We start from the raw sequence: 24,002 nt of genomic DNA on the forward strand, positions 1-24,002 counted from the left end.
CTGTTATGGCGAAGATGCCTTGCCTTTAAGCGTAGGTCTTGGCGATAAGGAATGATATTGTTGCGTTTCACTGATACAAACAATGATGGTGTTGGTGCCGTTTGAACTCCTAACTTCTATCCTATATTAAGAGGTTCAGTTTTTAATTATTACCCTAAATTCCTATTAGCGCCTCTCTATAAGCTAGGCTTTCAAGTTTCAAACTCACGAGCTCAGTTGTCCGAAAATATCGCCAGTTACAAACTAGCTTTATAGGCATCTATAAGTTACGCTTCGCTAAACTTGTAGTATGAAATGGGCTGTTTGCAACCTTTCCTGGAAGCTGCTGTTACAAACAGAATAAAACAGGTAGCTATGGAAAACAACAATACTTCAGCAACCTCAACTATAGTGCTGGCGGGGGCTACAGGCGACTTAGGAGGACGCATTGCCAGGTCACTTTTAAATAAAGGAGCTGAAGTCAGAGCCCTGGTTCGTAGTGACAGCGATAGGAGTCAGGTTGATGCTTTGCGAAGGGCTGGTGCCATTGTCTGTGAAATAGACTTCCATAACGCTGATGCATTAACAGAAGCCTGCAAAGGGGCTAGTTGTGTCGTATCTGCTTTGTCGGGCTTGCACTATGTGATGGTTGGGATTCAAACGCTACTGTTAAATGCTGCTGTGGAGGCTGGCGTGCCCCGTTTCATTCCGTCGGACTTCGCAGTAGACTTCACGAAGCTGCCTTTTGGTAAAAACCGTAACCTGGACTTCAGAAAAGAGTTTGGGGAGCGCTTAGACAAAACGCCCATCGCGGCTACTTCCATCCTCAACGGCATGTTTTCGGATCTGCTCACAGGCCAAGCGCCGATTGTTCTTTTTCCGATAAAAAGGATAATGTATTATGGCGACCCTTACCAACCGATGGACTTCACTACAATACAAAACACGGCCGACTACACCGCCGCCGCCGCTTTAGACCCAACTACACCGCGTTACCTGCGCATTGCTGGCGATGTGCTGAACGCCTATGGCCTGAAAGAAGCAGCGGTCGATGCTACCGGCGAAGAGTTTAAGTTGCTGCGGGTTGGCGGATTAGGGTTGCTGAATACTATCATCAAGGTAACCAAAGCGCTTTCTCCCAGCAGTAACGAAGTCTTCCCGGCCTGGCAGGGCATGCAGTATATGCGCGATATGTTCAGCGGAGTGGTAAAACTGGAGCCCCTGGATAATGAACGTTATCCTGAGGTTAAATGGACGAGCGTGGCTGAGGTGCTGGCGGGGAGGTAGCTAATACTTTACAACTGCCACTCTTTAGGAGCAGCAATCTAAAAGTATAAAATAAAAATGGTCAGCCACGCTTGGCTGACCATTTTTGTGAAAGTCTAAAATCTTGTGTCTGGCGTCAGAAACCCGACTCTCAGTACCCAAACAGCGTCTTCAGGTCCAGTTGCTTCACTTTGCCATACTTCTCAAGGGCCTTGAAGTTCAGCTTGTCTTTCGAGCCGATCACCAGAATGGCTTGCGGCTGGCCTTTGATGTACTTCTGCTGGAACTCCTTCAACTGGTCGAAGGTCATGGTGTTGGCGCTTTGGTACACATCCTGCCGGATGTCGTAGTTCAGGCCGAGTTTCTTGGCGCGCTCATAGTCGAACAGGATACCGGCTTTAGTGATGCGCTCCGTCGAGATGCTGTTGCGCAGCGAGGCGCGGGCATTCTGGAAGTTTGCATCGGCCAGTGGCATGTCAGTCAGCAGGTTCTGCATACCGGCCATGGCCTCCGCCAGTTTATCAGACTGCGCCCCGATGTAAGAGATCAGGTAGTTGGCGCGGTCCTTTTTAGAAGCGGTGCCGTAGCGCGAGTAAGTGGAGTAGGCCAGCGCCTTTGACTCGCGCAGGTCCTGGAACACAATGCCGCCCATGTACTCGTTGTAGAGCCGCACCACTGGCACGATGTCCTTGTTATAAGGCACCGACTTGCTTAGGAACAGCATTTCTGCCTGCACCATGTCGTAATCTGCCCAGTAAACGGTTGGCTCTTTAAAGTCGATCTCGGCATACACCTTCTCTTCCGGCACAGGCTTCAGCTTGGCAGGCACCTTGTGTCCCTCGTTCAGGGTGGCTACCAGGTTCGCTGTTTCACGTGGACCATAGTATAGCACGCGGTGCTCATAGGTCGGGATGCTCTTGATGATGTTCACCAGTTCCTGCGGCTTCACGGCTTTCAGCTCTTTCTCGCTCAGCACGGTGTTGAACGGGTTCTTCGGGCCGTATTTCGCGTAATTTACCATCGCCTGCTGCAGAATCACGCCTTTGTTCTTCTTGGCATCGGCACGCGCTTTCAGAATGCCGGCCACCATGTCGCTGAGGGCCTGCTTGTCGGGCTTGGCGTTGGCCAGTACGCTCTCAAACAGGTTCAGGCCCTGCTCAAAGTTCTCGTCCAGGCCAGTCAGGCTGACATACACCTGGTCGCCGCTCGAGAACACATCAAAGGAAGTACCCAGCTTGAAGAACTCCTTCTGCAGCTCCTCGGCCGTGTACTTGTCTGTGCCCAGGTACTTGAGGTAGTTCACGGCCATGCCCAGCTTCTGGTCGTTGTTGGTGCCCATGTCCAGGATGTAGTAGAGTTGGAAGAGGCCGTTGTCCTTGTTTTTGGTATAAAGCAGCGGAATATCCTGCTTCAGCTTGGCTTCGGTGATGTCTTTACTGTAGTCCAGAAACACTGGTTCGAGCGGCTCTACTTCTTTCGCCATAAACTCCTTGTAGTAATCCGACTGCGCATCGCGGTTCACGGCTACCGGTGTAATGGCTGGCTTCTCTACTTTCTGTGCGTTCGGGTCTTTGCCATTGCGCTTGTATACCAGCACGTAGTTGTTCTGGAAGTATTTGTTGGCCACATCCATCACGTCCTGCTTTGTGATGCTGGCAAACTCCTCCTGGCGACTCACGAACTTCTGCCACGGCATATCATAGATAAAGGCCGTCACGAAGGCGTCCGCACGGTTGCTGTTGTCCTCGTAGGCTTTCATGGTGCTGATCTTCTCGTTGTTCACCACCGCCTGGATCAGTTCCTCGTCAAAGTCGCCTTTCCTGATCATGTCGAGCTGCTTCAGCAACAGGTCGCGCACTTGGTCCAAGGTTTGGCCCTGGCGCGGCATCCCTGTCATCCGGAAGGTGCCGTAGTCTTTCATCGGGGTGTCGTAGGCATAGGCCTGCAACACCTTCTGCTGCTGGTTCAGGTTCAGGTCTATCAAGCCGGCCTGGCCGTTGTAAAGCAGGTTACTAATCATCTGTACCACCAATGCATCGCGGGTGTTGATGCCCGGCGAGCGGTAAGCGATAGACACGTTTTCGGCATCTGGCCCCAGCACCTCCTTCACAATCGGCTGCTGGATCGGCTGCTCCTGGGCAACATCAAAACCCGGGACAGGGCTTTTGGGGATACCTCCCCAATACTTGTCGATCAGGCGGATGGTCTGGTCGAAGTCGAGGTCGCCGGACATGGCGATGGCCATGTTGTTGGGCACATAGTACTTATCGAAATAGTTCTTGATAGCCGTGATGGATGGGTTTTTCAGGTGCTCGATGGTGCCGATGGTAGACTGGGTGCCGTACTGGTGCGTCGGGAACAGGGTTTCGTTGATCACCTCCGCCACTTTGCGTCCGTCACTGTCCAGGGTGCGGTTTTTCTCTTCGTATACTGCCTCCAGCTCGGTATGGAAGAGGCGCGGCACCATTTCCTGGAAACGGTCGGCCTCCAGTTCCAGCCAGCGCTCCAGTTGGTTGCTCGGGATGTCGTTGGTATACACCGTCTGGTCCACCCAGGTATAGGCGTTAGTGCCCTTCGCCCCGATGGCTGTCAGCAGCTTGTCGTACTCGTTGGCGATGGCGTAGGTGGCGGCTACCCCAGACACCGAGTCGATCTGGTGATAGATCTGCTTGCGCTTGGCTTCGTCGGTGGTGTTGCGGTACTGCTCGTAAAGCGCCTCGATCTTGGCCAGTTCTTCCTGCTCTTTCTGCCAGTCGGCGGTGCCCAGTTGGGTGGTGCCCTTAAACACCATGTGCTCCAGGTAATGGGCCAGGCCGGTAGCATCGGAAGGGTCGTTCTTAGAGCCGGCACGCACTGCAATAAACGTCTGGATACGCGGAGCTTCCTCGTAATCCGAGAGGTATACCTTCAGGCCATTATCCAGAGTATAAATGCGGGCGTTGAGCGGGTCGTTTGGTACGGTTTCGTAGGTGTACTCCTTTTGGGTAGGGGTAGTGGCTGTTGCTTCGGTGTCTGACTGCGACTGATAGGCCTCTTGCTTACATTGCGTGAACGTAAAAGCCAACGCAGCCAAAAACAGAGACAATCCTTTTTTGATGGTCATAGTTTTTTGCTGTTAGTGATAACTGTACTGTACGAATATAGGCAATAAGGGCTTCTAAAAATCAGTGTCTAACCCGAACCGCTGCTTTAAATCGACGATCACCGGGAATTTCTCTGCCAGGTAGTTGAACTTGTCCTGCGAGGTATAAAGTTTACGGCCCTCGTCCTGCACTTCCATCACCTCGGCTCTTAGCTTGATGCTTCGGTTGCCGGTTTCCTGCTTCAATTCCCGGAGTATTTCCGGGCGCAAAGCCGTGAACTGGTCCATCATCACGTGGTTTTCCAGGTGCAGGATTACCTCGTTGTCCGGGCCAAAATGGTACTGGCGGTTCAGGAGGGTATACTCCATCATGTTCTCTGACTTCTTGCGGCGGATGATCGCGTGCCATACGTTTTTCAGGCGGGCCTCGTCGAGCGGGAGCACCGCACCATAGCTGCTCTCTTCCTCCTCTTCGGCCACAGCTATCTCAGCCACAGCATTCTGCTGGGTATGCAGGTCTTTCAGGCTGGGCAGCTTGCTTAGCTTTTTGGGCGGCGGCAGCTGCACCCCTGACCGTGGGGTATGCCCGCTTGGGATGGGGCTGGAGCCTGGAGGCGTTTGGGGGTTAGCCGGGGCAATATGCGCGTCCGGCGTTACTTCCTGCGACATCGGCGGCTTTTGCAGGCCCTCTGAGGGCACCTGCTGTGGCGCGTGCGGCGGCTGCATGCGCTCCGAAGGCACGCTTCCCGGCGTAGGCTGCTGCATCGCCTCAGACGGTACGTTGCCTGGGGTATGCGTCGGCTGCATCGCCTCAGAGGGTATGGATGCAGGAGTGGCACCTGCTGCGGAACCGGTAGCGGCTGGTGCCGGCGCTGCTACCTTAGCTTTTTTTGGTGTATCGCCTTGCTGTGCAAAATTCAGGGCCGCGTTCAGGTGTGCCATCTTCATCAGGCACAGTTCCACGTGCAGGCGCTGGTTCTTGCTGCTCTTGTAATTGGTGTCGCAGGTGCTCACCAGGTTCAGGCCCGACAGCAGGAAGCTCACGCTGCTTTTCTGCGATTGCTCGGCATACCTGGCCTTGATGTTGTCCGATACCTCCAGCAACTTCACTGTCTGCGGGTCTTTGCACACCAGCAGGCTGCGGAAATGCTCCCCAATCCCGATCAGGAAGTTATGGGCGTCAAAGCCATTTTTCAGGATCTCGTCGAACAGGAGCAATGATCCCGATAGGTTCTGATCCAGCAGGAAATCCGTCAGTCGGAAATAGTAATCGTAATCCAGAATGTGCAGGTTCTCGACAGTGGCTTTGTAGGTCACGTTGCTGCCCGAGAACGTTACCATCTGGTCGAAGATGGAAAGGGCATCGCGCAAAGCGCCGTCAGCCTTCTGCGAGATCAGGTGCAGCGCATCCGATTCCGCCTGGATAGCCTCTTTCTGGGCAATGCTGCCCAGGTGGCGCACCATGTCCTCGATCCGGATGCGATTGAAATCGAAGATCTGGCACCTTGACAGGATGGTGGGGATGATTTTGTGGCGCTCGGTGGTGGCCAGGATGAAAATGGCATAGGCCGGTGGCTCCTCCAGCGTCTTCAGGAACGCGTTGAAGGCCTGGTTCGAGAGCATGTGCACCTCATCGATGATGTAGATCTTGTACTTGCCTGTTTGCGGCGCATAACGTACCTGCTCCACCAGGTTCCGGATGTCTTCCACCGAGTTGTTGGAGGCCGCATCGAGCTCATGGATGTTAAAAGAGCTGTTGCTGTTAAAGCTCCGGCACGACTCGCACTCGTTGCAGGCCTCAATCTCCGGGGTGATGTTCTGGCAGTTGATTGTTTTGGCCAGGATGCGGGCGCATGTGGTTTTGCCCACACCGCGCGGTCCGCAGAAAAGGAACGCCTGGGCCAAATGCTGGCTGCTGATGGCGTTTTTAAGGGTATTGGTTATATGATGCTGCCCTACCACGCTGTCGAACGTGGTCGGCCGGTATTTACGCGCAGATACTACAAAATTTTCCATTAGGACAAAGATAATCAAACTGAAGCTCAGATGGGAAGGGATTTACACAGTAGTTTTCCAGTGAGTTATCCACCATCCCTAAGGCCGCCAACCACCGTTGCAAATTTACCTTAACCCTATGGGGGAGTACCAGCCGCAGTGGTTTTAGTCTCTTAAGCGAGCGTTCTTAACACAGGGTTCAGCGGGGTATGTGTCCCCGTGATGCGTGTGGCCATGGAGGCTTCTGACTGTTGTGTTTGCATTTGGACTATTTTAAGTGTCATGACTTCGGTGTTACACACTTATATTTAAATACTGATTAGTTTGTATATGCCTTTGAAAAGGGTATTTACCCGGTCTAATTAGACAATAAATCATATATATAAATATTTTAAATATGTTGATAAGGTATGATTAAAATAGTACTAATACAATAGGAGAAAGTGCGAAATTGAATCAACTATAAAAAAAGGCAAGCGTAAATGGTTAAGTTATTTCTTTATTTAACCACACTTCATCTTATGGGCAAAAATCTATACACGTACAAGCGGCTGGCTATAGTTGTGGCTATGCTGTTCGGAACTACTTACTCCTATGGGCAAGGGCAATTAAAATCCGAGAAAAGAGCCGTACCGCAGGTTGCGGTCGATCACATTAAGAATAGCAAGCAGAAGCTTGAGCTCCTGGATGAGGACATTGCAGACCTGGAACTTAGCAGCGAGACTTTCAGCAAAAAAAGCGGCATGCGCCACCTGTACATCAAGCAGCTGTACCAGGGAATTGAGGTGCATGGGGCTGTTTCGAACATCAGCTTCGACAAAAGCGAAAAAGTGGTGACGACAGGCAACCGCTTCCACAAAGAAATTGGCAAAAAGGTGAAGTCTGACAAAGCGCAGCTGGACGCGGAGGCGGCTGTGGCGGCAGCGGCGGCGCACCTGCAAACTGCCCTGAAAGAGCCGCTAACGGTAAAGGAAAGAGGTAACGGCCTGAATAAGGAGGTGCTGTTCTCGACCGGTGGCATCTCGCTGGAGCCGATTCCCGCCAAACTGGTGTACCAGCCGATGGAGGATGGGAGTCTGGTGCTGGCCTGGGAGGTATCGGTGTATGAGCTGGACGCCCAGAACTGGTGGAACCTGAGAATCGATGCCAACACAGGCAAGGTGCTGGACAAGGATAACATGGTGGTGCACTGTAGCTTCGACAACGATGGACCGGGCGGCCAGCCTTTGCACGACAACCATAGCCATACCACCCTGCCTCCTTACGTGGCCAGCACGAAAGCACAGGTGGCAAGCACTTCGCTGGCTAATTCCTACAGCGTGTTTGCCATGCCCCTCGAGAGCCCCAACCATGGCCCCCGCACCGGCATGAGCACATTGTCGGCGGACAAAGCAGCCTCTCCGAGCGGCTGGCACTATACCCCCTATGGCAACATGACCAATACACGGGGCAATAACGTGTATGCTTACGAAGACCCGACCAACCTGAACCCATTCCCGACTATCGCCAATAACTTCACGGTGAATAATTATAGTCCTGATGGCGGTGCTGACCTGAACTTTAACTTCCCCGTGGATTTTACGCAGCAACCGGAGACGTACAAGGACGCAGCCATAACCAACCTGTTTTACTGGAACAACCTCATCCATGATGTATGGTACCAGTATGGTTTCGATGAAGTGAGCGGAAACTTCCAGTTCGACAACTTTAACAAAGGGGGCAAAGGCAACGACTTTGTAAGAGCCGAAGCGCAGGACTCTAGAATTGGTGCTTCGCCGCAGCGCAACAACGCCAACTTTGGCACCCCGGTAGACGGGTTGCTGCCACGCATGCAGATGTATCTTTGGAACGGCATTCCGGACAGAGACATGGCGCGGGTGACGGCCCCGGCAAATATTGCCGGTAGCTATCCAGCCATAGAGGCTATTTGGAGCAAAAAGTTAACGCCAACGCCACTGAACGGCAAACTGGTTCTAGCCGAAACAGCAGACCCCAACAGCGCCGAAGGATGCTCCGCGTTTACCAATGCAGCAGCCATATCCGGGAACATTGCCGTGGTATACCGAGGCAGTTGTGGCTTTCTGGTAAAGGCAGAGCAGGCGCAGGCGGCAGGCGCCATTGCCCTTGTCGTGATCAACAGTGTGCCGGGTGCCCCAATTGCGATGGGAGGCACGCCTGCCCCAGGGGTAACCATCCAAATACCGGCAGTCATGATCTCGCAGGCCAATGGTAAAATTATCACGGACGTCTTAAGCACCTCTACCCCGGTTATGCTGGCGCTCAAAAACGACGGCTCCGGCCCGGAGATTGACGGTGATTTCGACAATGGCATCATTGTCCACGAGTATGGCCACGGCATTTCTAACCGCCTGACGGGTGGCCCGAACATGGCGGGCTGCTTGAGCAATGCAGAGCAGATGGGCGAGGGTTGGAGCGATTGGTTTGGCCTTATGATGACCATGAAGCCGGGCGACCTTGCGAACAAAGTGCGCGGCATTGGTACCTATGCCTCCGGCGAGGCTGTAACGGGCAGGGGTATAAGACCTGCTCCGTACAGCACTGATTTTGGGATTAACAACTACACGTATGCGGCAACAAACAGCGCTGCGCTCGCCGCACCGCACGGTGTGGGCTTTGTGTGGGCTACCATGCTGTGGGACATGACGTGGGCCTTTATCGATAAGTATGGCTTTGATGAAGACCTTTACAATGGCAAGGGCGGTAACAACATGGCAATGCAACTGGTGATTGACGGACTTAAATTGCAGAAGTGTAGCCCTGGCTTTGTAGATGGCCGGAACGCCATACTGGAGGCGGACCTTGTGAACTACAACGGGGCACACCAGGAGATGATCTGGAGAGTATTTGCGAAAAGAGGATTGGGCTTCAGTGCCAGTCAAGGATCAAACCTGAGCCGCTTTGACCAGGTGGAAGCGCTTGACGTACCGCCAATGTACGCCTGTGCAGCTCCAACTATTGCCTTTCAGAAGAGCAGCAACGTGTATACCGGTGGAAACGCAAATACTATTTACCTGGGGTATGGCGCGCAGAGCATCCTGTTACAGGCCTCCGGCGATGAGACGTTCACTTATACCTGGAACCAGGTGGCAGGCCTGAGAAGCACCTCAAATGGAAATGCCATTTTCACGCCTACAGAAGCCGGTAACTATACCCTAACAGTGAACGCCGTAAACAGGAATGATTGCAGACGGTCTGCATCTGTAGACATTAGGGTGATAGACGCACGTGAAATCAAGCACAACAACGCCAAGATTTACGTGTGCCATAACGGGGTAAACATTGTAGTGGCGAACACTGCGGTAGCTGCCCACCTGGAGCATGGTGACCAGTTGGCCACCTGCAACCTGAGTGCTGCGGCTACTTCTGCGGCGGCTGCAGCGGACTTTGACGAGAATTTTGTGACCAGCTATCCGAACCCTTTCTCTGAAAGCACTAACATCCGGTTCACAGCGAAAGAAAGCGGCCACACAGTGCTGAAGGTGTATGACATTACCGGCCGTGAGGTAGCTACCTTGTTTGAGGGTAATGCGGAGCGGGGTATGACCTATACCAAGAGCTTCAAAGCTTCTGACAAACAAGCTGGCCTCTACGTGTACCGTCTGGTGAATGGCGGAAGCATGAAGTCTGGCACGATGCTGTTGATGAAGTAAGCCGCAAGCTGTAATACCTGAGGCGATGGCAACAGGAAAATTGCAAGGGGTATGGCAGTGGCTTGTGGCTACTGCCATACCCCTTTTTGCTTTGCAAGGACAAGCGCTGGTTACCGCACCGCTTCATACCCTCCCACAATGCCTTTTTTGGAAAGCACCATTTGCCAGAGCTGGTTGTTGCGGCCCCGGAACGAGCCGGCGCTGGACAAAAGGTAGTACTTCCACATGCGGTAGAAACGCTCGCCGTACTCGCCCTGCAGGTCGTCCCAGTTTGCCTCGAAGTTATTGAACCAAGCTAGCAGGGTCAGGTCATAGTCCGGGCCGAAGTTGTGGAGATCTTCCAGCACGAAGACATTTTCCATGGCTTTCCCCAGTTGCTTAATGGAGGGAATAAGGCAGTTCGGGAAGATGTAAGTGTTCGTGAACGGGTCTGCGGAGGTTCGGGAGTAGTTTACCCCAATGGTATGGAGCAGGAACAGGCCATCGTCTTTAAGGCAGCGGGCCGCTGTTTTAAGATAGGTATGATGGTTTTTGTAACCTACATGCTCGGCCATCCCAACCGATACTATATGATCAAACTGCTCGTCCACGTCGCGGTAGTCCTGCAGGCGCAGCTCCACCGACAACCCTTTGCATAGCTCCCGGCCTAACTCCAACTGTTCCTTCGACACGGTAACGCCTACCACCACGGCGCCATACTTTTCTGCCGCAAATTTGGCGAAGCTTCCCCAGCCGCAGCCGATGTCCAGTACCCGCTGCCCCGGTTGGAGCCTTATTTTCCGACAGATCAGGTCCAGTTTGTTTTCCTGGGCTTCGTCCAGGTTCTGGGCGTTCTTCCAGTAGCCGCAACTGTAAACCATGCGCCTGTCGAGCATCCGGCGGTAAAGGTCGTTGCCGATGTCGTAGTGGCGCTGTGCATTGCGGGCGGCTTTGCCTTTGGCCTGCATGTTCAGCACTTTGGCCAGCAGCATTTGCAGCACCGTTTTCCAGCCAAACTTGGCCTTCCTATACAGGTCAGCCCGAATCACCCTGAAAGCGAACTCATCGATGCGCGCGCAATCCCACCAGCCGTCCATGTAAGCTTCGCCAAGTCCCAGCGTGCCCTCCGTTAGCACACGTTTGTAAAACCGCTCGTCGTGTACTTGAAGATCCCAGGGGGCGGAACCGTTTATCTTTACATCTGCTGTGGCCAAAAGGCTTGTTACTTGCTGCTCTAAACTCATAGATGAACCTGCTATTTTGTCATGCGCCTGTATTTATTGCCTTAACGTATTTGTATTATTTGGGTTAAAATTAGTGACTTATTCATGCGTGATGTTGCCCCACACATTGGTGTTGCGACTGTTTAGGGCTTTATTTAAGGAGAAAGCGAAACCTTAAAGCCTGAATCGTTGTTTTAAGGGCAAGCTGAATATACTGGAGATGACGCAAAATTATGTATCTTTGTGGCACACTTGTTGGAGTACATCAGCAACAAAGTTCTTTAACTTACTGGGGTAGACTGGAATTGACAGCTTGTGCAGATTGCGTGTAAGCATGTCGGGTGGGGAATGTACACCTGTTAAAAATGCGTTCGAACAATAACTGGCGAATCTAATTACGCCATGGCTGCCTAGTCTAGGTACTAAGCAATTGCCATAGTCTCGTGCAGGTTTCGTGAAACTGCCTGCACATACGAGGCTTCGACTCGTTTTACTAGTCTGTGCAGCGATGCGATGCGCAGGCGAAACTAAAGCATCTAAGGAGTGCGCATAGGCTTGACCTAGGCCCGCAAGCTCCCTACAATCCAACTAGCGTCTAAGCATGTAGAAGGCACGACGGTTTCCTTGTCTGGACCAGGGTTCGAATCCCTGCTACTCCACCAGTACTTATTGATTATGAAAAAGCCTCCATACAACTGTATGGAGGCTTTTTTTGTGCTGTTGCAAAATTACATTGGCCTGTTCGGGTGGTTTGGATTATCTAATCCCCTGCCCGGATTGTTCGGGTCGTTCAGGTCCCGGCCAGGATTTCTGTTGAACGGTTGGTCCGGGTTAGGACCTGGGCCAGGTCCTTGCGGTGGGGTCTTTGGCGGCAAGTTGCCTGGCTTACCGGAAAACTCGGCAGACTCTTCGCGGAACTTCTTGATGATATCCCGGAAGTGCTCGCCGGCAGCATCGCGGCCACCCAAGCCATAACTCAGCGCGACGGCCACGGCAATCGCACCTAGAATCAAGCCAAAGGCAAGTTCCACGATCTCGTTGGCAATGCCCATGGTGCGCAGGGCAATGGCGATAAACAGGGCCATAGCAGCCCACCTTACTACGCCTGCAATAAAGGTGCTGTCTTTAGACCGGGCCATGGTGTTGTAAATGGCCAGCGAGATGAAGTTACCGATTGCCAGTATAATCAGGCCGAATAGGATCTGACCCGTGATCTCCAGTATTTGGTTGAGGATTTCGGCCAGCCTGTCCAGGCCAAGAATCTCCACGGCGGTGATCACACCAAAAAACACCAGGAAGAAGTAAATCAGGTTCGCCACAATAGCCGACAGCGATTGCGTTGGGCCAAGCATGGTGTTGAGCTGCATTTTGGTAGCAGCGCGGTCGAGGCCCATACTACGGAAGAGGTCTTCCAGGAAATTAGCCAGGTACTTGCCGCCCCAAACAAAGACCAGCAGAATAATACCCGCAATAAAGATCTCGCCCAGCATTTCGGTGAACCGGTAGAGGATGTTGTTGGCCGGCACCGAGATAGCATCCAGTTGCAGCGCGTTGAACGCCTGTATAAGGAACGGAACGAAGATGATGATGAAGACTACCTTACGCAGGATGTTAACCAACTTGTCGGTGTCCTGAAATCCGGTCTTGTCCACCATCCTGTCCAAGAATTTCCGCCGATGTTAATCAGGTTCGAGATAAACTTTGCCAGGATATAGCCGATAAAGGCAATGAGCGCAGCCCCGATCAGGTTCGGAATAAACGACAGGAATTTATCGATCATGTTTCCCAGCGGCACCAGTACCTCTTTTAGCCCCAGTATTTCCAGGACGACCAGCAGGACAATAATCATGATGATGTAGTAGAAGATGTTGGCCACAAACACATTGGTGTCGCCAACGCTGCTGCGTCCAAATACCTTTTCGTCCCAGGATGTTTTTCGCAGTAAGCGCACGATGATTGCTTTGATTGCTTTCGCGATAAGCCACCCAATCAGCAGGACTAGCAAAGCCCCGATCAGGTCGGGTAGGAAGTTAGATACCCGGTTTGCAAAATTTTCTAATTGTCTTTCCATTTGTATACGTTTTTCATGGTTTATTACTTTGTGCAACAATTAGTTATGCTATACGGAGTGCATGTATGCCTGTTTTTATATTTTAATTAAATACATAATAATTATGATAAAATCAATTAGATTCAGGGCCGTTACAGGTATGGATAACCTGCGTTAGAAAAGACATATCATATTAAGCCGCAGGTGAGAACTGCAAAGCGGCTATAAAAATTCAGATGGGAAACTGCTTTGGATGAAAGAAAAAGAGGCACTAATCCTTTGCTTTACCGATAAAACTGTTAAATTTGGATATATAAATGACGGTTTAGTATCACTTTCGCGATCGACTACAGGTTATACACAAGGTAAGTTTACCGCAAATACAAAATGCAGAGTCTGGCAGAAAATGTCTTAGAAACGCACTAAGGCATTATTTTTAACCTTACTGCTAAATGGTTTTAGCTATTTGATATAATCTGGTATACAATGCGTTAAGTAACCTGTGGTAAGGACAAGTTAGCGATTGCAGCGGCAGTAAAAGGGGTAGAAGCACAGCCCAGAAGCGCCTTCGGATGCTGCCCGATACTTAGTAAGCGGCGGCACTTTGGGACTGTTAAGGAACAAACGGGCAAACAGGCGGCAGGTACTTCCGCCATACCGCCGTCTGCTATTTTCCTGAACCCGGCACCGCTTGGGGCAGTGCTTTAATGTAGAAAAAAAGGAGTAGAGCAAGAAGACAAGAACACATGGATGATGGCAAGGTGATAGGGGTAGATATTGGCGGTTCGCACATTACGGCAGCCGTCGTAGACCTGGAGAAGCAGGCGATGGTGCCTGGTACCCTTTACAGGGCTGAGGTAAATTCAGAGGGCTCTGTGGCGCAGGTGCTGGATACCTGGTGCGCAGTCATCAACCAGGCACAGGCAACGCTCCCTGGCACAGCCGTAAAGTTAGGCGTGTCTATGCCCGGCCCTTTTAATTATGAGGAGGGGATTTGCCTGTTTCAGAACCAGAACAAGTATGATTGCCTGTATGGGCTGAACGTAAAACAGCTGCTGGCAGACCGGCTACAGTGCGGGCGCGACAGCATCAGGATGGCCAACGATGCCAGCTGCTTTTTGAGAGGCGAGGTGTTCGGTGGTGCAGCCAAGGCGGCTACCTCGGCGATTGGGTTGACGCTGGGGACGGGGCTAGGCTCCGCGACGCTGCAGCAGGGTATAGCCGCCGATGCTGACCTATGGCGTTCGCCTTTCAAAGACGGTATTGCTGAGGAGTATCTCTCGACCAGGGCTTTTGTGGCGGCTTATAAAAAACTAAGTGGCCGGGAGGTGGCCGATGTAAAAGCGCTGGCGGCACTTTACCCGCAAGATGCCAAGGCGCAGGAGGTGTTCTATGCCTTCGGCGAGGATCTGGCGCTTTTTCTGGCTCCCTTTGTCCTGAAGCAGGCTCCCGACGTGGTTATTATCGGGGGGAATATTGCCAAAGCCTGGGACTTTTTTGTGCCTGCCACCCTGCAGCATTTAGCCGGGATGGGCATATCGGTGCCTTTGCAGCAGGCCATACTGGCCGAGGAAGCTGCACTAGTCGGGGCTGCCAGCCACTGGCATGAAAAAGCACCTCCTAAGCCGCATGAAGCGGCTTCTCCCTTAGGAACAAAGCTAACCTGAACAAAAGCAACATACCCTTACACGCACTAAATTACATTCTATGAAGATCAATTTACAGCAAGTTATACTCACCCTGGCAAGCCTTGTTATCTCGGGCTATGCTGCCGCCCAAACCGTGCTGGTGGGCAAGGTGACGGACCCGGTGGAGTGGGTAAACCCGCTGATCGGTACCGACTCGAAGCACAGCCTCTCCAACGGCAACACCTACCCGGCCATTGCCCTGCCCTGGGGTATGAATTTCTGGATGCCGCAGACCGGCAAGATGGGCGACGGCTGGGGGTATATGTACAGCGCCGACAAGATCCGGGGCTTCAAGCAGACCCACCAGCCCTCGCCCTGGATGAACGATTACGGCCAGTTCGCCATTATGCCCGTCACGGGCAAGCTGCGCTTCGACCAGGACAGCCGCGCCAGTTGGTTTTCGCACAAGTCCGAGACCGTGAAGCCCTACTACTACAGCGTATACCTCGCCGACCACGATGTGACCACCGAGATCACACCCACCGAACGTGCCGCTCGCTTCCGTTTCACCTTCCCGCAAACCGACAGTGCCTACGTAGTGCTGGATGCCTTCGACAAGGGCTCTTATGTGAAGGTGATTCCTGGGGAGAACAAGATCATCGGCTATACCACCAAAAACAGCGGCGGCGTGCCGGATAACTTCAAGAACTACTTCGTCATCCAGTTCGACAAGCCCTTCAGCAGCACAGCTACCTGGAGCGGCGACAAGCTGGCACCTGGTAAACTAGAGCTGCAGGCCGACCATGTGGGAGCCATCATCGGGTTTAAAACCAAAAAGGGTGAGCAGGTGAATGCCCGCGTGGCCTCGTCTTTCATCAGTGCCGAGCAAGCCGAACGGAACCTGCAGGAGATTGGCGCTGCCGATTTTGAGACGGTGAAGCAAAAAGCCAGGCAAACCTGGAACGAGAAACTGGGTCGCATCGCTGTAGAAGGAGGCACCCCCGAGCAGATGCAGACTTTCTATTCCAGTTTATACCGCACGCTGCTGTTCCCTCGGAAACTCTATGAGCTGGACGCCGCTGGCAAAGTGGTGCATTACAGCCCCTACAACGGCAAGGTGCTGCCCGGCTACATGTATACCGATACCGGTTTCTGGGACACGTTCCGGGCGCTGTTCCCTTTCCTGAATTTGATGTACCCGACCGAGAACACGCAGATACAGGAGGGGCTGGCCAACACCTACAAAGAAGGCGGCTGGCTGCCGGAATGGGCAAGCCCCGGTTACCGCAACGTGATGGTGGGCAACAACTCGGCCTCGGTAGTGGCCGATGCCTACCTGAAAGGCGCGCGCGGCTATGACATCAACGCGCTCTATGACGCCATGGTGAAAGGCGCGAACAACGAGGGGCCACTAACTGCTGTGGGACGCGCCGGCGCCGCTTATTACAACAAACTGGGCTATGTGCCCTACGATGTGAAGATCAACGAGAACGCGGCCCGCACGCTGGAGTACGCCTACGATGACTTTGCGATCTACCAACTGGCCAAGGCCCTCAAGCGCCCGAAAAAGGAAATCAACCTCTACTCCAAACGCGCCCTCAACTACCGCCACCTCTACGACTCAGCCACGGGCCTGATGCGCGGCAAGAACCAGGACGGCACTTTCCAAAAACCGTTTAACCCATTTAAGTGGGGCGATGCCTTCACGGAGGGAAACAGCTGGCATTACAGCTGGTCGGTGTTTCATGATGTGCAGGGCCTGATTGATCTGATGGGCGGCAAAGCGAATTTTAGTGCCAAGCTGGATTCGGTGTTCACGTTGCCGCCGGTGTATGACGAGAGCTATTATGGCAGCGTGATCCATGAGATACGCGAGATGCAGATTGCCAACATGGGCCAGTATGCGCACGGTAACCAACCCATTCAGCACATGATTTACCTCTACAACTATGCCGGCGAGCCTTGGAAGGCGCAGCACTGGGTGCGCGAAACCATGAACCGCATGTATACCGCAGCCCCGGACGGCTATTGCGGCGACGAGGACAATGGCCAGACCTCTGCCTGGTTTGTGTTCTCGGCCCTTGGGTTTTACCCCGTTACCCCTGCCACCGACCAGTATGTGCTGGGCGCGCCGCTGTTCAAAAAAGCCACGCTGCACCTCGAGAACGGGAATGAGGTAATCATCAAGGCCCCAGAGAATAGCCCTGAAAATAAGTATATTAACAGGGCGCAACTCAACGGCAAGACCTACGATAAGAACTGGCTGAGCCACACGGAGCTGATGAAGGGCGTTACCTTGGAGTTTGACATGGCCGACACGCCGAACAAGCAGCGCGGCACTTCCCCGGAGGCGGCTCCCTACTCTTTTTCGGAAGACCTGAAACGAAATAACCGACTATAAAAGCGCAATTAATGTTTCCAAAACCCACACGACATATGATCAAACGTAACCTTACACCTGTCCGCGACCTGCTGTTGGCGGGTATGGCCCTGCTGTGCAGCACAGGGGCGACGCTGGCGCAAAACCAGGCAAATCAGCCGCAGGAGCTTTCCTTAAAGGATTTGTCGGCTTTCCGGAACCCAGCCAAAAGCTGGCACCTGGCCAGCAATGTAACGGCAGAACTCGACAAAGCCAATGAGTTGGATACCGAAGATGGGACTGGCATCCTGGTGAACGAGCCTAGCCGCAGGAACAAGGGAGCAGATCTCGTCACCAACTTCGAGCATGGCGACCTGGACCTGGAGCTGGACTATATGATGGCGAAAGGGTCTAACTCGGGCATCTACCTGCAGGGTCGGTACGAATTTCAGCTGGCCGACAGCTGGGGCGAGAAAACAGCCACCTCCGGCCACAACGGCGGTATGTATGAGCGCTGGGATGAGAGCCGCCCGAACGGGCAGAAGGGGTATGAGGGCTATGCCCCGCGCCAGAACGTGAGCCGTGCGCCCGGTTTGTGGCAGCACCTGAAAATCTCTTTCCAGGCCCCCCGCTTCGATGCGAGCGGCAAAAAGGTGGAGAACGCCAGGATTCTGCGCGCCGAGCTGAACGGCGTGATGATACATGAGAACGTGGAGCTCTTTGGCCCGACACGCGGCGCGATGGGCGGCAACGAGGTGGCTACCGGCCCACTGCGTTTGCAGGGCGACCACGGAGCCGTGGCCTTTAAGGACATCAAAATCACCAACTACGGCAAACCGCGCCCGGAACTAACCAACCTGAAGTACAAAGTGTACAAAGGCAAGTTTGAGGCAGCGCCTAACTACGACAAACTGCCGCCAGAGGCCGAGGGAACCTCCGTAACGCTGACCTCGGATATCAGCCCTTTCCCGAGCAATTTCCTGATCCGCTACACCGGCACCCTGAAGGTGGCCGAGCCGGGAACCTATGCCTTTAACCTGAACGCGACAGGCGGTGGCGGCATGATGAAAATCAACGGAAAGGAAGTGATCGGGGCGGGGGGGAGAAACCAGAAAGGCACGGTAGACCTGCCTGCCGGTAACCTGCCTTTTGAGCTGATCTACTCGAAAATGGTGGAGTGGGGCAGACCGGCCGTAGGCCTAACAGTGGTGGGGCCGGGTATCCGGGAGTATATGATCGGTGACCCGGTGAGCAGCGGAAACGACGCACAGGGACCAATTCTGGTGGATGCTCCCGTGAACACTATACTGCGCAGCTTCATGGACCTGCCTGTTCAAAATAAAAACGGGAAGTCCGGGGTGCGCGTGGTGCATGCCGTGAACGTGGGCAGCGCCGACCAGGTGCATTATACCTACGACATGGACAAAGGAAACATGATACAGGTATGGCGCGGCGGTTTCCTGGATGCCACCCCCATGTGGTATAGCCGTGGCGATGGCTCTTCGCGCCCGGTAGGTGCGGTGCAGCATTTCGGACAGCCCGCTTTTACGCTGGCCAAACTTACTTCTCCGGCTGCGGCCTGGGTTTCAGATACGGCAGGCACTGGCTTCAAGGTGGAGGGGTATGAACTCGATAAAATGGATCAGCCAACCTTCCTGTACCAGTTGCACGGCTCCACTGTGAAGGACGCGATTCGGGTTATAGAGGGCGGCAAAGGGCTTCGCCGTGACATTAGCGTGCAGAACCCCACCGACAACTTGTATGCGCGGCTGGCAGAGGGCAGCAGCATCGAGGCTGTCTCCAAAGACATGTACCTGATTGACGGGAAATCCTACTACATCCGGGTAAACGAGGCCGGTGGTGCCAAGCCGGTGGTGCGCGGTGCCAACGGCAAGCAGGAATTGGTGGTGCCGATGCGCGGCAACCTGAGCTATTCTGTCATTTTCTAACCTCAGACGATTCTACTTATGAAACTTATACCTAAAAAATCATTCCGCCACGCCACGCTAAGCTTCCTGCTGACGGCGGCAAGTATGGCAGGATTTAGTGCTGCTGCGGTGGCGCAGGAGTCTCCCATGGAAGAGGATTTCTTCCGGATCACAGGCGTTCGCTCACCGGAAGGCGCTTTGCTGGAAGTGGGCGGCCTTACCGTGCTTCCGTCCGGCGACCTGGGCATTTCCACCCGGCGCGGCGATGTGTACATCGTGGAAAACCCGACGAGCCAGCGGCCTTATTTCCGCAAGTTCGCCTCCGGGTTGCACGAGATACTGGGCCTGGCCTATAAAGACGGCGCCCTGTACGCAGCCCAGCGCGGTGAACTGACCAAGCTCATCGACACCGATGGCGATGGCCGTGCAGATAAGTATAAAACGATTTACAACTGGCCGCTTTCCGGGCATTACCACGAGTATAGCTTCGGACCCAAGATAGCCCCGGACGGAGACTTCTTCGTGACGGGCAATGTGGCCTTTGGCGACGAGGAGTGGTGGCGCGGCGAAAGCCGGGTGCCTTGGCGCGGCTGGACGATGAAGATAAGCGAAGACGGCAAGATGCAGCCCTGGGCCACAGGCATGCGCTCGCCGGCAGGCCCGGGCATCATCGACGGAGAGCTTTTCTATACCGATAACCAGGGTGAGTGGATGGGCTCCGGCGGCCTCTGGCATGTGCCGCAAGGCGCTTTTACGGGTCATCCCGCTGGCTTGCGCTGGACTGGTATGCCGAACTCGCCGGTGAAACTGACAGAGGAGCAGATGTTCGCCAAGCTCGACCAACGCAAAGTGCGGGGCGAGGATGGCCGCTACATCAAGCCAGAGAACATCGTGGACGAGGACCATGTGGCCATGTATGAGATGAAGGCGACGTTCCCGGAATTGCGTACCCCGGCAGTATGGTTGCCGCACGGCATTTTGGGTATCTCTAACTCAGAGCCTATCAAAATACCGGAAGAGAACTTCGGCCCGTTTGGCGGCCAGATTTTGGTAGGCGACCAGGGTATGAGCCTGATTTCGCGTGTGTTTCTGGAGAAGGTGAACGGTGAGTACCAGGGCGCGGCTTTTCTGTTCCGGACCGGCTTTCAGTCGGGGGTGCTGCGCATGGCCTGGGCCAAGGACGGCTCGCTGTTTGTAGGCGAGACCAACCGTGGCTGGGGTTCTGCCGGCGAGGCCAACCAGGGTTTACAGCGACTGGTATGGAACAACAAAGTACCGTTTGAGATGCGTGCCGTGCGTGCCATGCCAGACGGTTTCGAGGTTGAGTTTACCAAGCCCGTGGACAAGAAGACTGCCGAGGTTATCGCCTCTTACAACGTGTCGAGCTTCATCTACAAATATCACCCGGTGTACGGCAGCCCGCCTGTGAACACCGTGGAGAACGCCGTGAAAGGTGTGAAAGTGTCGGACGACGGGATGAAAGTCCGCCTTGTGGTGGACAATCTGCGCCGCTACTACATCCACAACATCACCCTGAGTGGCGTGCGGGCGCAGGACAATGCTTACTCGCTGGTGCACCCGACGGCTTATTATACCTTGAATAACATCCCGGAAGGGCAGAAACTGTCGGCAAGCGAGCTGAGCATGAAAAACTCTGCCGCTGCACCAAAAGCGAAGGCTACAGCTACTTCCAGAAACACCAAGGCAAGTGCACCTGCCGCGGCAAAACCAACTGCCACCAAAAAAGTTGTGACTGCCAAAGCACAGGACTACGAGGAGGTGAAAGGCCTGCTGGCCAAGTATACCTGCCTGGCATGCCACAACACCGACAAGCGCCAGGTTGGCCCGGCTTATGTGGATGTGGCCAAGCGCGGCTATACCCCCGAGAAGATCGTGCAGCTGATCCATAACCCGGAACCGAAGAACTGGCCGGACTATGCCACCGAAATGCCGCCGATGCCGCAGGTTCCCAAGGCCGATGCCCTGAAAATCGCGAAGTGGATTAACTCGCTGGCACCTACTGGCAAAGCGTCTGCCAAATAGCCTGCCGCACTTTTCCAGCTTCCATATCCTTGATGAACAGGGTATGGAAGCTGATTATCGCAAATTGATACACATGCATTAATCCTCCACCTCAACTGTCACGAATGAAGCAAATGTATTTTGGTTTCCTGTCGCTGCTCTTTGCGCTGCAGGCATGCACCCAGGCCAGCACACCGGGGCAGGCATCAGCACCTCAGGAAGCAGCTGAGCTTGCACCTTCCGGCAACCCGATATTCCCGGGCTGGTATGCTGATCCGGAAGGGATTATTTTCGGTGACAACTACTGGGTGTATCCAACCTATTCGGCGCCATATGAGGAGCAGGTGTTCATGGACGCGTTCTCCTCGCCCGACCTGGTGAACTGGACCAAGCACAGCCGCATCATCGACACCGCCAGCATCGAGTGGGCGGATTCGGCCATGTGGGCTCCCTCCATCATTGAAAAGGACAAGAAGTACTACCTGTTCTTCGGTGCCAACGATATCCAGAGCGACAGCGCGTTAGGGGGTATTGGCGTGGCCGTGGCCGACAATCCTGCCGGTCCTTTCAAGGATCATTTAGGGAAGCCGCTGATCGGTAAATTTCATAATGGGGCGCAACCCATCGATCAGTTTGTTTTCAAGGACAAGGATGGGCAGCACTACCTCCTGTATGGCGGGTGGCGGCACTGCAACATCGCGAAGCTCAACGATGATTTCTCCGGTTTTGTGCCTTTTGAGGACGGCACCACTTTCAGGGAGATTACGCCCGAGGGCTATGTGGAAGGGCCTTTCATGTTTATCCGCGACGGGAAGTACTACTTTATGTGGTCGGAAGGCGGCTGGACAGGGCCTGACTACCGTGTGGCTTATGCTGTCAGCGACTCCCCGCTCGGGCCATTCAAGCGCGTCGGCACCATTCTGCGCCAGGACCCGGAGGTGGCCACAGGCGCGGGCCATCACTCGGTTATACACCATGCGGCCAAAGACCAGTGGTATATTGTGTACCACCGAAGGCCGCTGCAGGAAACAGACCGCAACCATCGGGTTACTTGCATCGATGAGATGACCTTTAACGCGGACGGCACAATAAACCCTGTTAAAATTACCCACGAGGGAGTGCCTGCACTCCGAATCAAGTGAGTGGGCATGGCTGTGTCCGGCTCCATGCCCCGCTTGCACTGAGATTTTTTAACTTCATACCTATACCGCTCACCTGCCAGTTACCATCCAAAACACTGTTTGCATACACATACACACATGAAAAGGAGAACATTCTTACAAAACACTGCCCTGTTAAGCGCTGGCGTATACCTCAACCCGCTCACGGCAGCGGCGGCGGCTGATTTCCCAACGGTACGCACGCCTGTTGCCAAGCGCCAGTTCCAGAGCAAATCCGTGGAAAGAGCCATTACGGAGTTCAGAAAGCATGTAAAGGACCGGGAACTTGCCTGGCTGTTTGAGAATTGCTTCCCCAACACCCTTGACACCACCGTGACCTACCAGCTGAAAAACGGCGAGCCGGACACCTATGTGATTACAGGAGACATAGACGCCATGTGGCTGCGCGACAGCTCTGCGCAGGTATGGCCTTACCTCAAATTCATTAAAAAGGATGCGCCGCTGCGGCAACTGGTGGCGGGCGTGATCAACCGACAGACGTATAGCATCCTGCGCGACCCTTATGCCAACGCCTTTTACAACGACGACACAAAGGTGGGCGAGTGGAGCACTGACCTGACTGACATGAAGCCCGGCATCCACGAGCGCAAATGGGAAATAGACTCGTTGTGCTACCCCATCCGGCTGGCACACGCCTACTGGACCATCACCGGCGACACCAAGCCCTTTGATTCGGATTGGCAGCAGGCTATCCAGGCAACTTTGAAGACCTTCCGGGAGCAGCAGCGAAAGGACGGGCTGGGGCCCTATAAGTTTCAGCGGGAAACGGCCTGGGCAACCGACGGCGTGCCGATGAGTGGGTATGGCTATCCTGTGAAACCGGTTGGCCTGATCTGCTCCATGTTCAGGCCCAGCGACGATGCCACCATCTACCCATTCCTGATCCCGTCTAACTTCTTTGCTGTGGTGAGCCTGCGGCAGGCCGCCGAAATGATGCAGTCCATCGCCAAAGACGCCAGAACGGCAGGCGAACTCACTGCGCTGGCCAACGAGGTGGACAAGGCCCTGCAGCAACACGCTGTTATAGAGCATCCACAGTTTGGGAAGGTATACGCCTACGAGGTGAACGGCTTTGGCAGCTACAACCTGATGGACGATGCCAATGTGCCGAGTTTACTGTCGCTGCCCTACCTGGGAGCCGTGGAGGTGGCAGACCCTGTTTACCAAAACACCCGCAAAATGCTGCTCTCAGAAAATAACCCATTCTATTTTAAAGGCAAGGCTGCGGCGGGTATCGGCGGGCCGCACGTGGGCCTGGACATGGTCTGGCCGATGAGCATCACAATGCAGGCCCTGACAAGCACAGACAGCCGGGAGATCAAGGACTGTATCGCCATGCTTAAAAACACGCACGGTGGCACGGGCTTTATGCACGAGTCCTTCCACAAAGATGATCCGAAGAAATTTACCCGTGCCTGGTTTGCCTGGGCCAACACGCTATTCGGGGAGTTGCTCTGGAAGACGTATGAAGAGCAACCCAAGCTTTTGGCATAGCCTGGCGCAGCAGGCGCGTTGATAGGTAATCCTTTCAGTGTTAGTTCAGCCCCACTCGTCTGCAGAAACTGAACCAGCGTTTTCCAACCTTTTAAGCAGGGGTTGCGCCCTTGCACAACTTGACGATAGCATTGGCTGAGCTACC

13 protein-coding genes and 1 other RNA gene are annotated in these 24,002 nt (G+C 53.9%); 9 read left to right on the plus strand and 5 right to left on the minus strand.

The window, feature by feature from the left end:
• The first annotated feature begins 354 nt into the window (after positions 1-354).
• Positions 355-1,266: an NmrA family NAD(P)-binding protein gene (locus ACXYMU_RS03125; RefSeq protein WP_458984891.1), complete on the plus strand. Its 912-nt coding sequence runs from the start codon at positions 355-357 to the stop codon at positions 1,264-1,266.
• Positions 1,267-1,396: 130 nt separating this feature from the next.
• Here ACXYMU_RS03125 and ACXYMU_RS03130 read toward each other — a convergent pair whose 3' ends face one another.
• Positions 1,397-4,348 (minus strand): M16 family metallopeptidase, encoded by a 2,952-nt coding sequence (locus ACXYMU_RS03130; RefSeq protein WP_458984892.1) that lies wholly within the window; start codon positions 4,346-4,348, stop codon positions 1,397-1,399.
• Between the two features lie 54 nt (positions 4,349-4,402).
• Positions 4,403-6,343: a DNA polymerase III subunit gamma/tau gene (locus tag ACXYMU_RS03135; protein ID WP_458984893.1), complete on the minus strand. Its 1,941-nt coding sequence runs from the start codon at positions 6,341-6,343 to the stop codon at positions 4,403-4,405.
• Between the two features lie 500 nt (positions 6,344-6,843).
• Between ACXYMU_RS03135 and ACXYMU_RS03140 the strand changes: the two genes are divergently transcribed.
• On the plus strand, positions 6,844-9,993 hold the full coding sequence (locus ACXYMU_RS03140; RefSeq protein ID WP_458984894.1) for a T9SS-dependent M36 family metallopeptidase: 3,150 nt from the start codon (positions 6,844-6,846) through the stop codon (positions 9,991-9,993).
• Positions 9,994-10,103: 110 nt separating this feature from the next.
• Here the strand turns inward: ACXYMU_RS03140 and cfa are convergent, their stop codons facing one another.
• Positions 10,104-11,216: a cyclopropane fatty acyl phospholipid synthase gene (gene cfa, locus ACXYMU_RS03145; protein ID WP_458984895.1), complete on the minus strand. Its 1,113-nt coding sequence runs from the start codon at positions 11,214-11,216 to the stop codon at positions 10,104-10,106.
• Positions 11,217-11,486: 270 nt separating this feature from the next.
• Here cfa and ssrA point away from each other — a divergent pair.
• Positions 11,487-11,857: a transfer-messenger RNA gene (gene ssrA, locus ACXYMU_RS03150) on the plus strand.
• A 66-nt stretch (positions 11,858-11,923) separates the two neighbouring features.
• On the opposite strand, the gene ACXYMU_RS03155 is transcribed toward ssrA, so the two are convergent.
• Together ACXYMU_RS03155 and ACXYMU_RS03160 are read right to left on the minus strand one after the other, a co-directional pair.
• Positions 11,924-12,850, minus strand: a complete 927-nt coding sequence (locus ACXYMU_RS03155) for a mechanosensitive ion channel (RefSeq protein WP_458984896.1) — start codon at positions 12,848-12,850, stop codon at positions 11,924-11,926.
• Positions 12,790-13,266: a mechanosensitive ion channel family protein gene (locus ACXYMU_RS03160; protein WP_458984897.1), complete on the minus strand. Its 477-nt coding sequence runs from the start codon at positions 13,264-13,266 to the stop codon at positions 12,790-12,792. Before ACXYMU_RS03160 ends, ACXYMU_RS03155 begins: the two co-directional genes overlap by 61 nt.
• Before the next feature lie 725 nt (positions 13,267-13,991).
• Between ACXYMU_RS03160 and ACXYMU_RS03165 the strand changes: the two genes are divergently transcribed.
• The 6 genes from ACXYMU_RS03165 to ACXYMU_RS03190 all read left to right on the plus strand — a co-directional run bounded on the left by ACXYMU_RS03165 (position 13,992) and on the right by ACXYMU_RS03190 (position 23,857).
• Positions 13,992-14,912 carry an ROK family protein gene (locus tag ACXYMU_RS03165; RefSeq protein ID WP_458984898.1) on the plus strand — a complete coding sequence of 307 codons (921 nt, stop codon included), beginning with the start codon at positions 13,992-13,994 and terminating at the stop codon, positions 14,910-14,912.
• Between the two features lie 40 nt (positions 14,913-14,952).
• Entirely contained in the window at positions 14,953-17,274 is a 2,322-nt protein-coding gene (locus tag ACXYMU_RS03170) for a GH92 family glycosyl hydrolase (protein ID WP_458984899.1), read from the plus strand.
• Positions 17,275-17,309: 35 nt separating this feature from the next.
• Positions 17,310-19,181: a family 16 glycoside hydrolase gene (locus ACXYMU_RS03175; RefSeq protein WP_458984900.1), complete on the plus strand. Its 1,872-nt coding sequence runs from the start codon at positions 17,310-17,312 to the stop codon at positions 19,179-19,181.
• An 18-nt stretch (positions 19,182-19,199) separates the two neighbouring features.
• Positions 19,200-21,203 (plus strand): hypothetical protein, encoded by a 2,004-nt coding sequence (locus tag ACXYMU_RS03180; protein ID WP_458984901.1) that lies wholly within the window; start codon positions 19,200-19,202, stop codon positions 21,201-21,203.
• A gap of 104 nt (positions 21,204-21,307) precedes the next feature.
• The gene (locus ACXYMU_RS03185) at positions 21,308-22,324 is read left to right on the plus strand and encodes a glycoside hydrolase family 43 protein (protein ID WP_458984902.1); all 1,017 of its coding nucleotides are present in this window, start codon (positions 21,308-21,310) and stop codon (positions 22,322-22,324) included.
• A 117-nt stretch (positions 22,325-22,441) separates the two neighbouring features.
• Entirely contained in the window at positions 22,442-23,857 is a 1,416-nt protein-coding gene (locus tag ACXYMU_RS03190; protein WP_458984903.1) for a glycoside hydrolase family 125 protein, read from the plus strand.
• Positions 23,858-24,002: the final 145 nt, after the last annotated feature.

Source organism: Pontibacter sp. CAU 1760 (assembly GCF_054482735.1).

Excerpts from the sequence above, each read along its gene's own strand:
- ACXYMU_RS03175 (WP_458984900.1), top strand. The coding sequence starts at position 17,310 with ATGATCAAACGTAACCTTACACCTGTCCGCGACCTGCTGTTGGCGGGT.
- ACXYMU_RS03135 (WP_458984893.1), bottom strand. The coding sequence starts at position 6,343 with ATGGAAAATTTTGTAGTATCTGCGCGTAAATACCGGCCGACCACGTTC.
- ACXYMU_RS03165 (WP_458984898.1), top strand. The coding sequence starts at position 13,992 with ATGGATGATGGCAAGGTGATAGGGGTAGATATTGGCGGTTCGCACATT.
- ACXYMU_RS03170 (WP_458984899.1), top strand. The coding sequence starts at position 14,953 with ATGAAGATCAATTTACAGCAAGTTATACTCACCCTGGCAAGCCTTGTT.
- ACXYMU_RS03125 (WP_458984891.1), top strand. The coding sequence starts at position 355 with ATGGAAAACAACAATACTTCAGCAACCTCAACTATAGTGCTGGCGGGG.
- ACXYMU_RS03140 (WP_458984894.1), top strand. The coding sequence starts at position 6,844 with ATGGGCAAAAATCTATACACGTACAAGCGGCTGGCTATAGTTGTGGCT.
- ACXYMU_RS03185 (WP_458984902.1), top strand. The coding sequence starts at position 21,308 with ATGAAGCAAATGTATTTTGGTTTCCTGTCGCTGCTCTTTGCGCTGCAG.
- ACXYMU_RS03180 (WP_458984901.1), top strand. The coding sequence starts at position 19,200 with ATGAAACTTATACCTAAAAAATCATTCCGCCACGCCACGCTAAGCTTC.
- ACXYMU_RS03160 (WP_458984897.1), bottom strand. The coding sequence starts at position 13,266 with ATGGAAAGACAATTAGAAAATTTTGCAAACCGGGTATCTAACTTCCTA.
- ACXYMU_RS03190 (WP_458984903.1), top strand. The coding sequence starts at position 22,442 with ATGAAAAGGAGAACATTCTTACAAAACACTGCCCTGTTAAGCGCTGGC.
- ACXYMU_RS03130 (WP_458984892.1), bottom strand. The coding sequence starts at position 4,348 with ATGACCATCAAAAAAGGATTGTCTCTGTTTTTGGCTGCGTTGGCTTTT.
- ACXYMU_RS03155 (WP_458984896.1), bottom strand. The coding sequence starts at position 12,850 with ATGGTGGACAAGACCGGATTTCAGGACACCGACAAGTTGGTTAACATC.
- cfa (WP_458984895.1), bottom strand. The coding sequence starts at position 11,216 with ATGAGTTTAGAGCAGCAAGTAACAAGCCTTTTGGCCACAGCAGATGTA.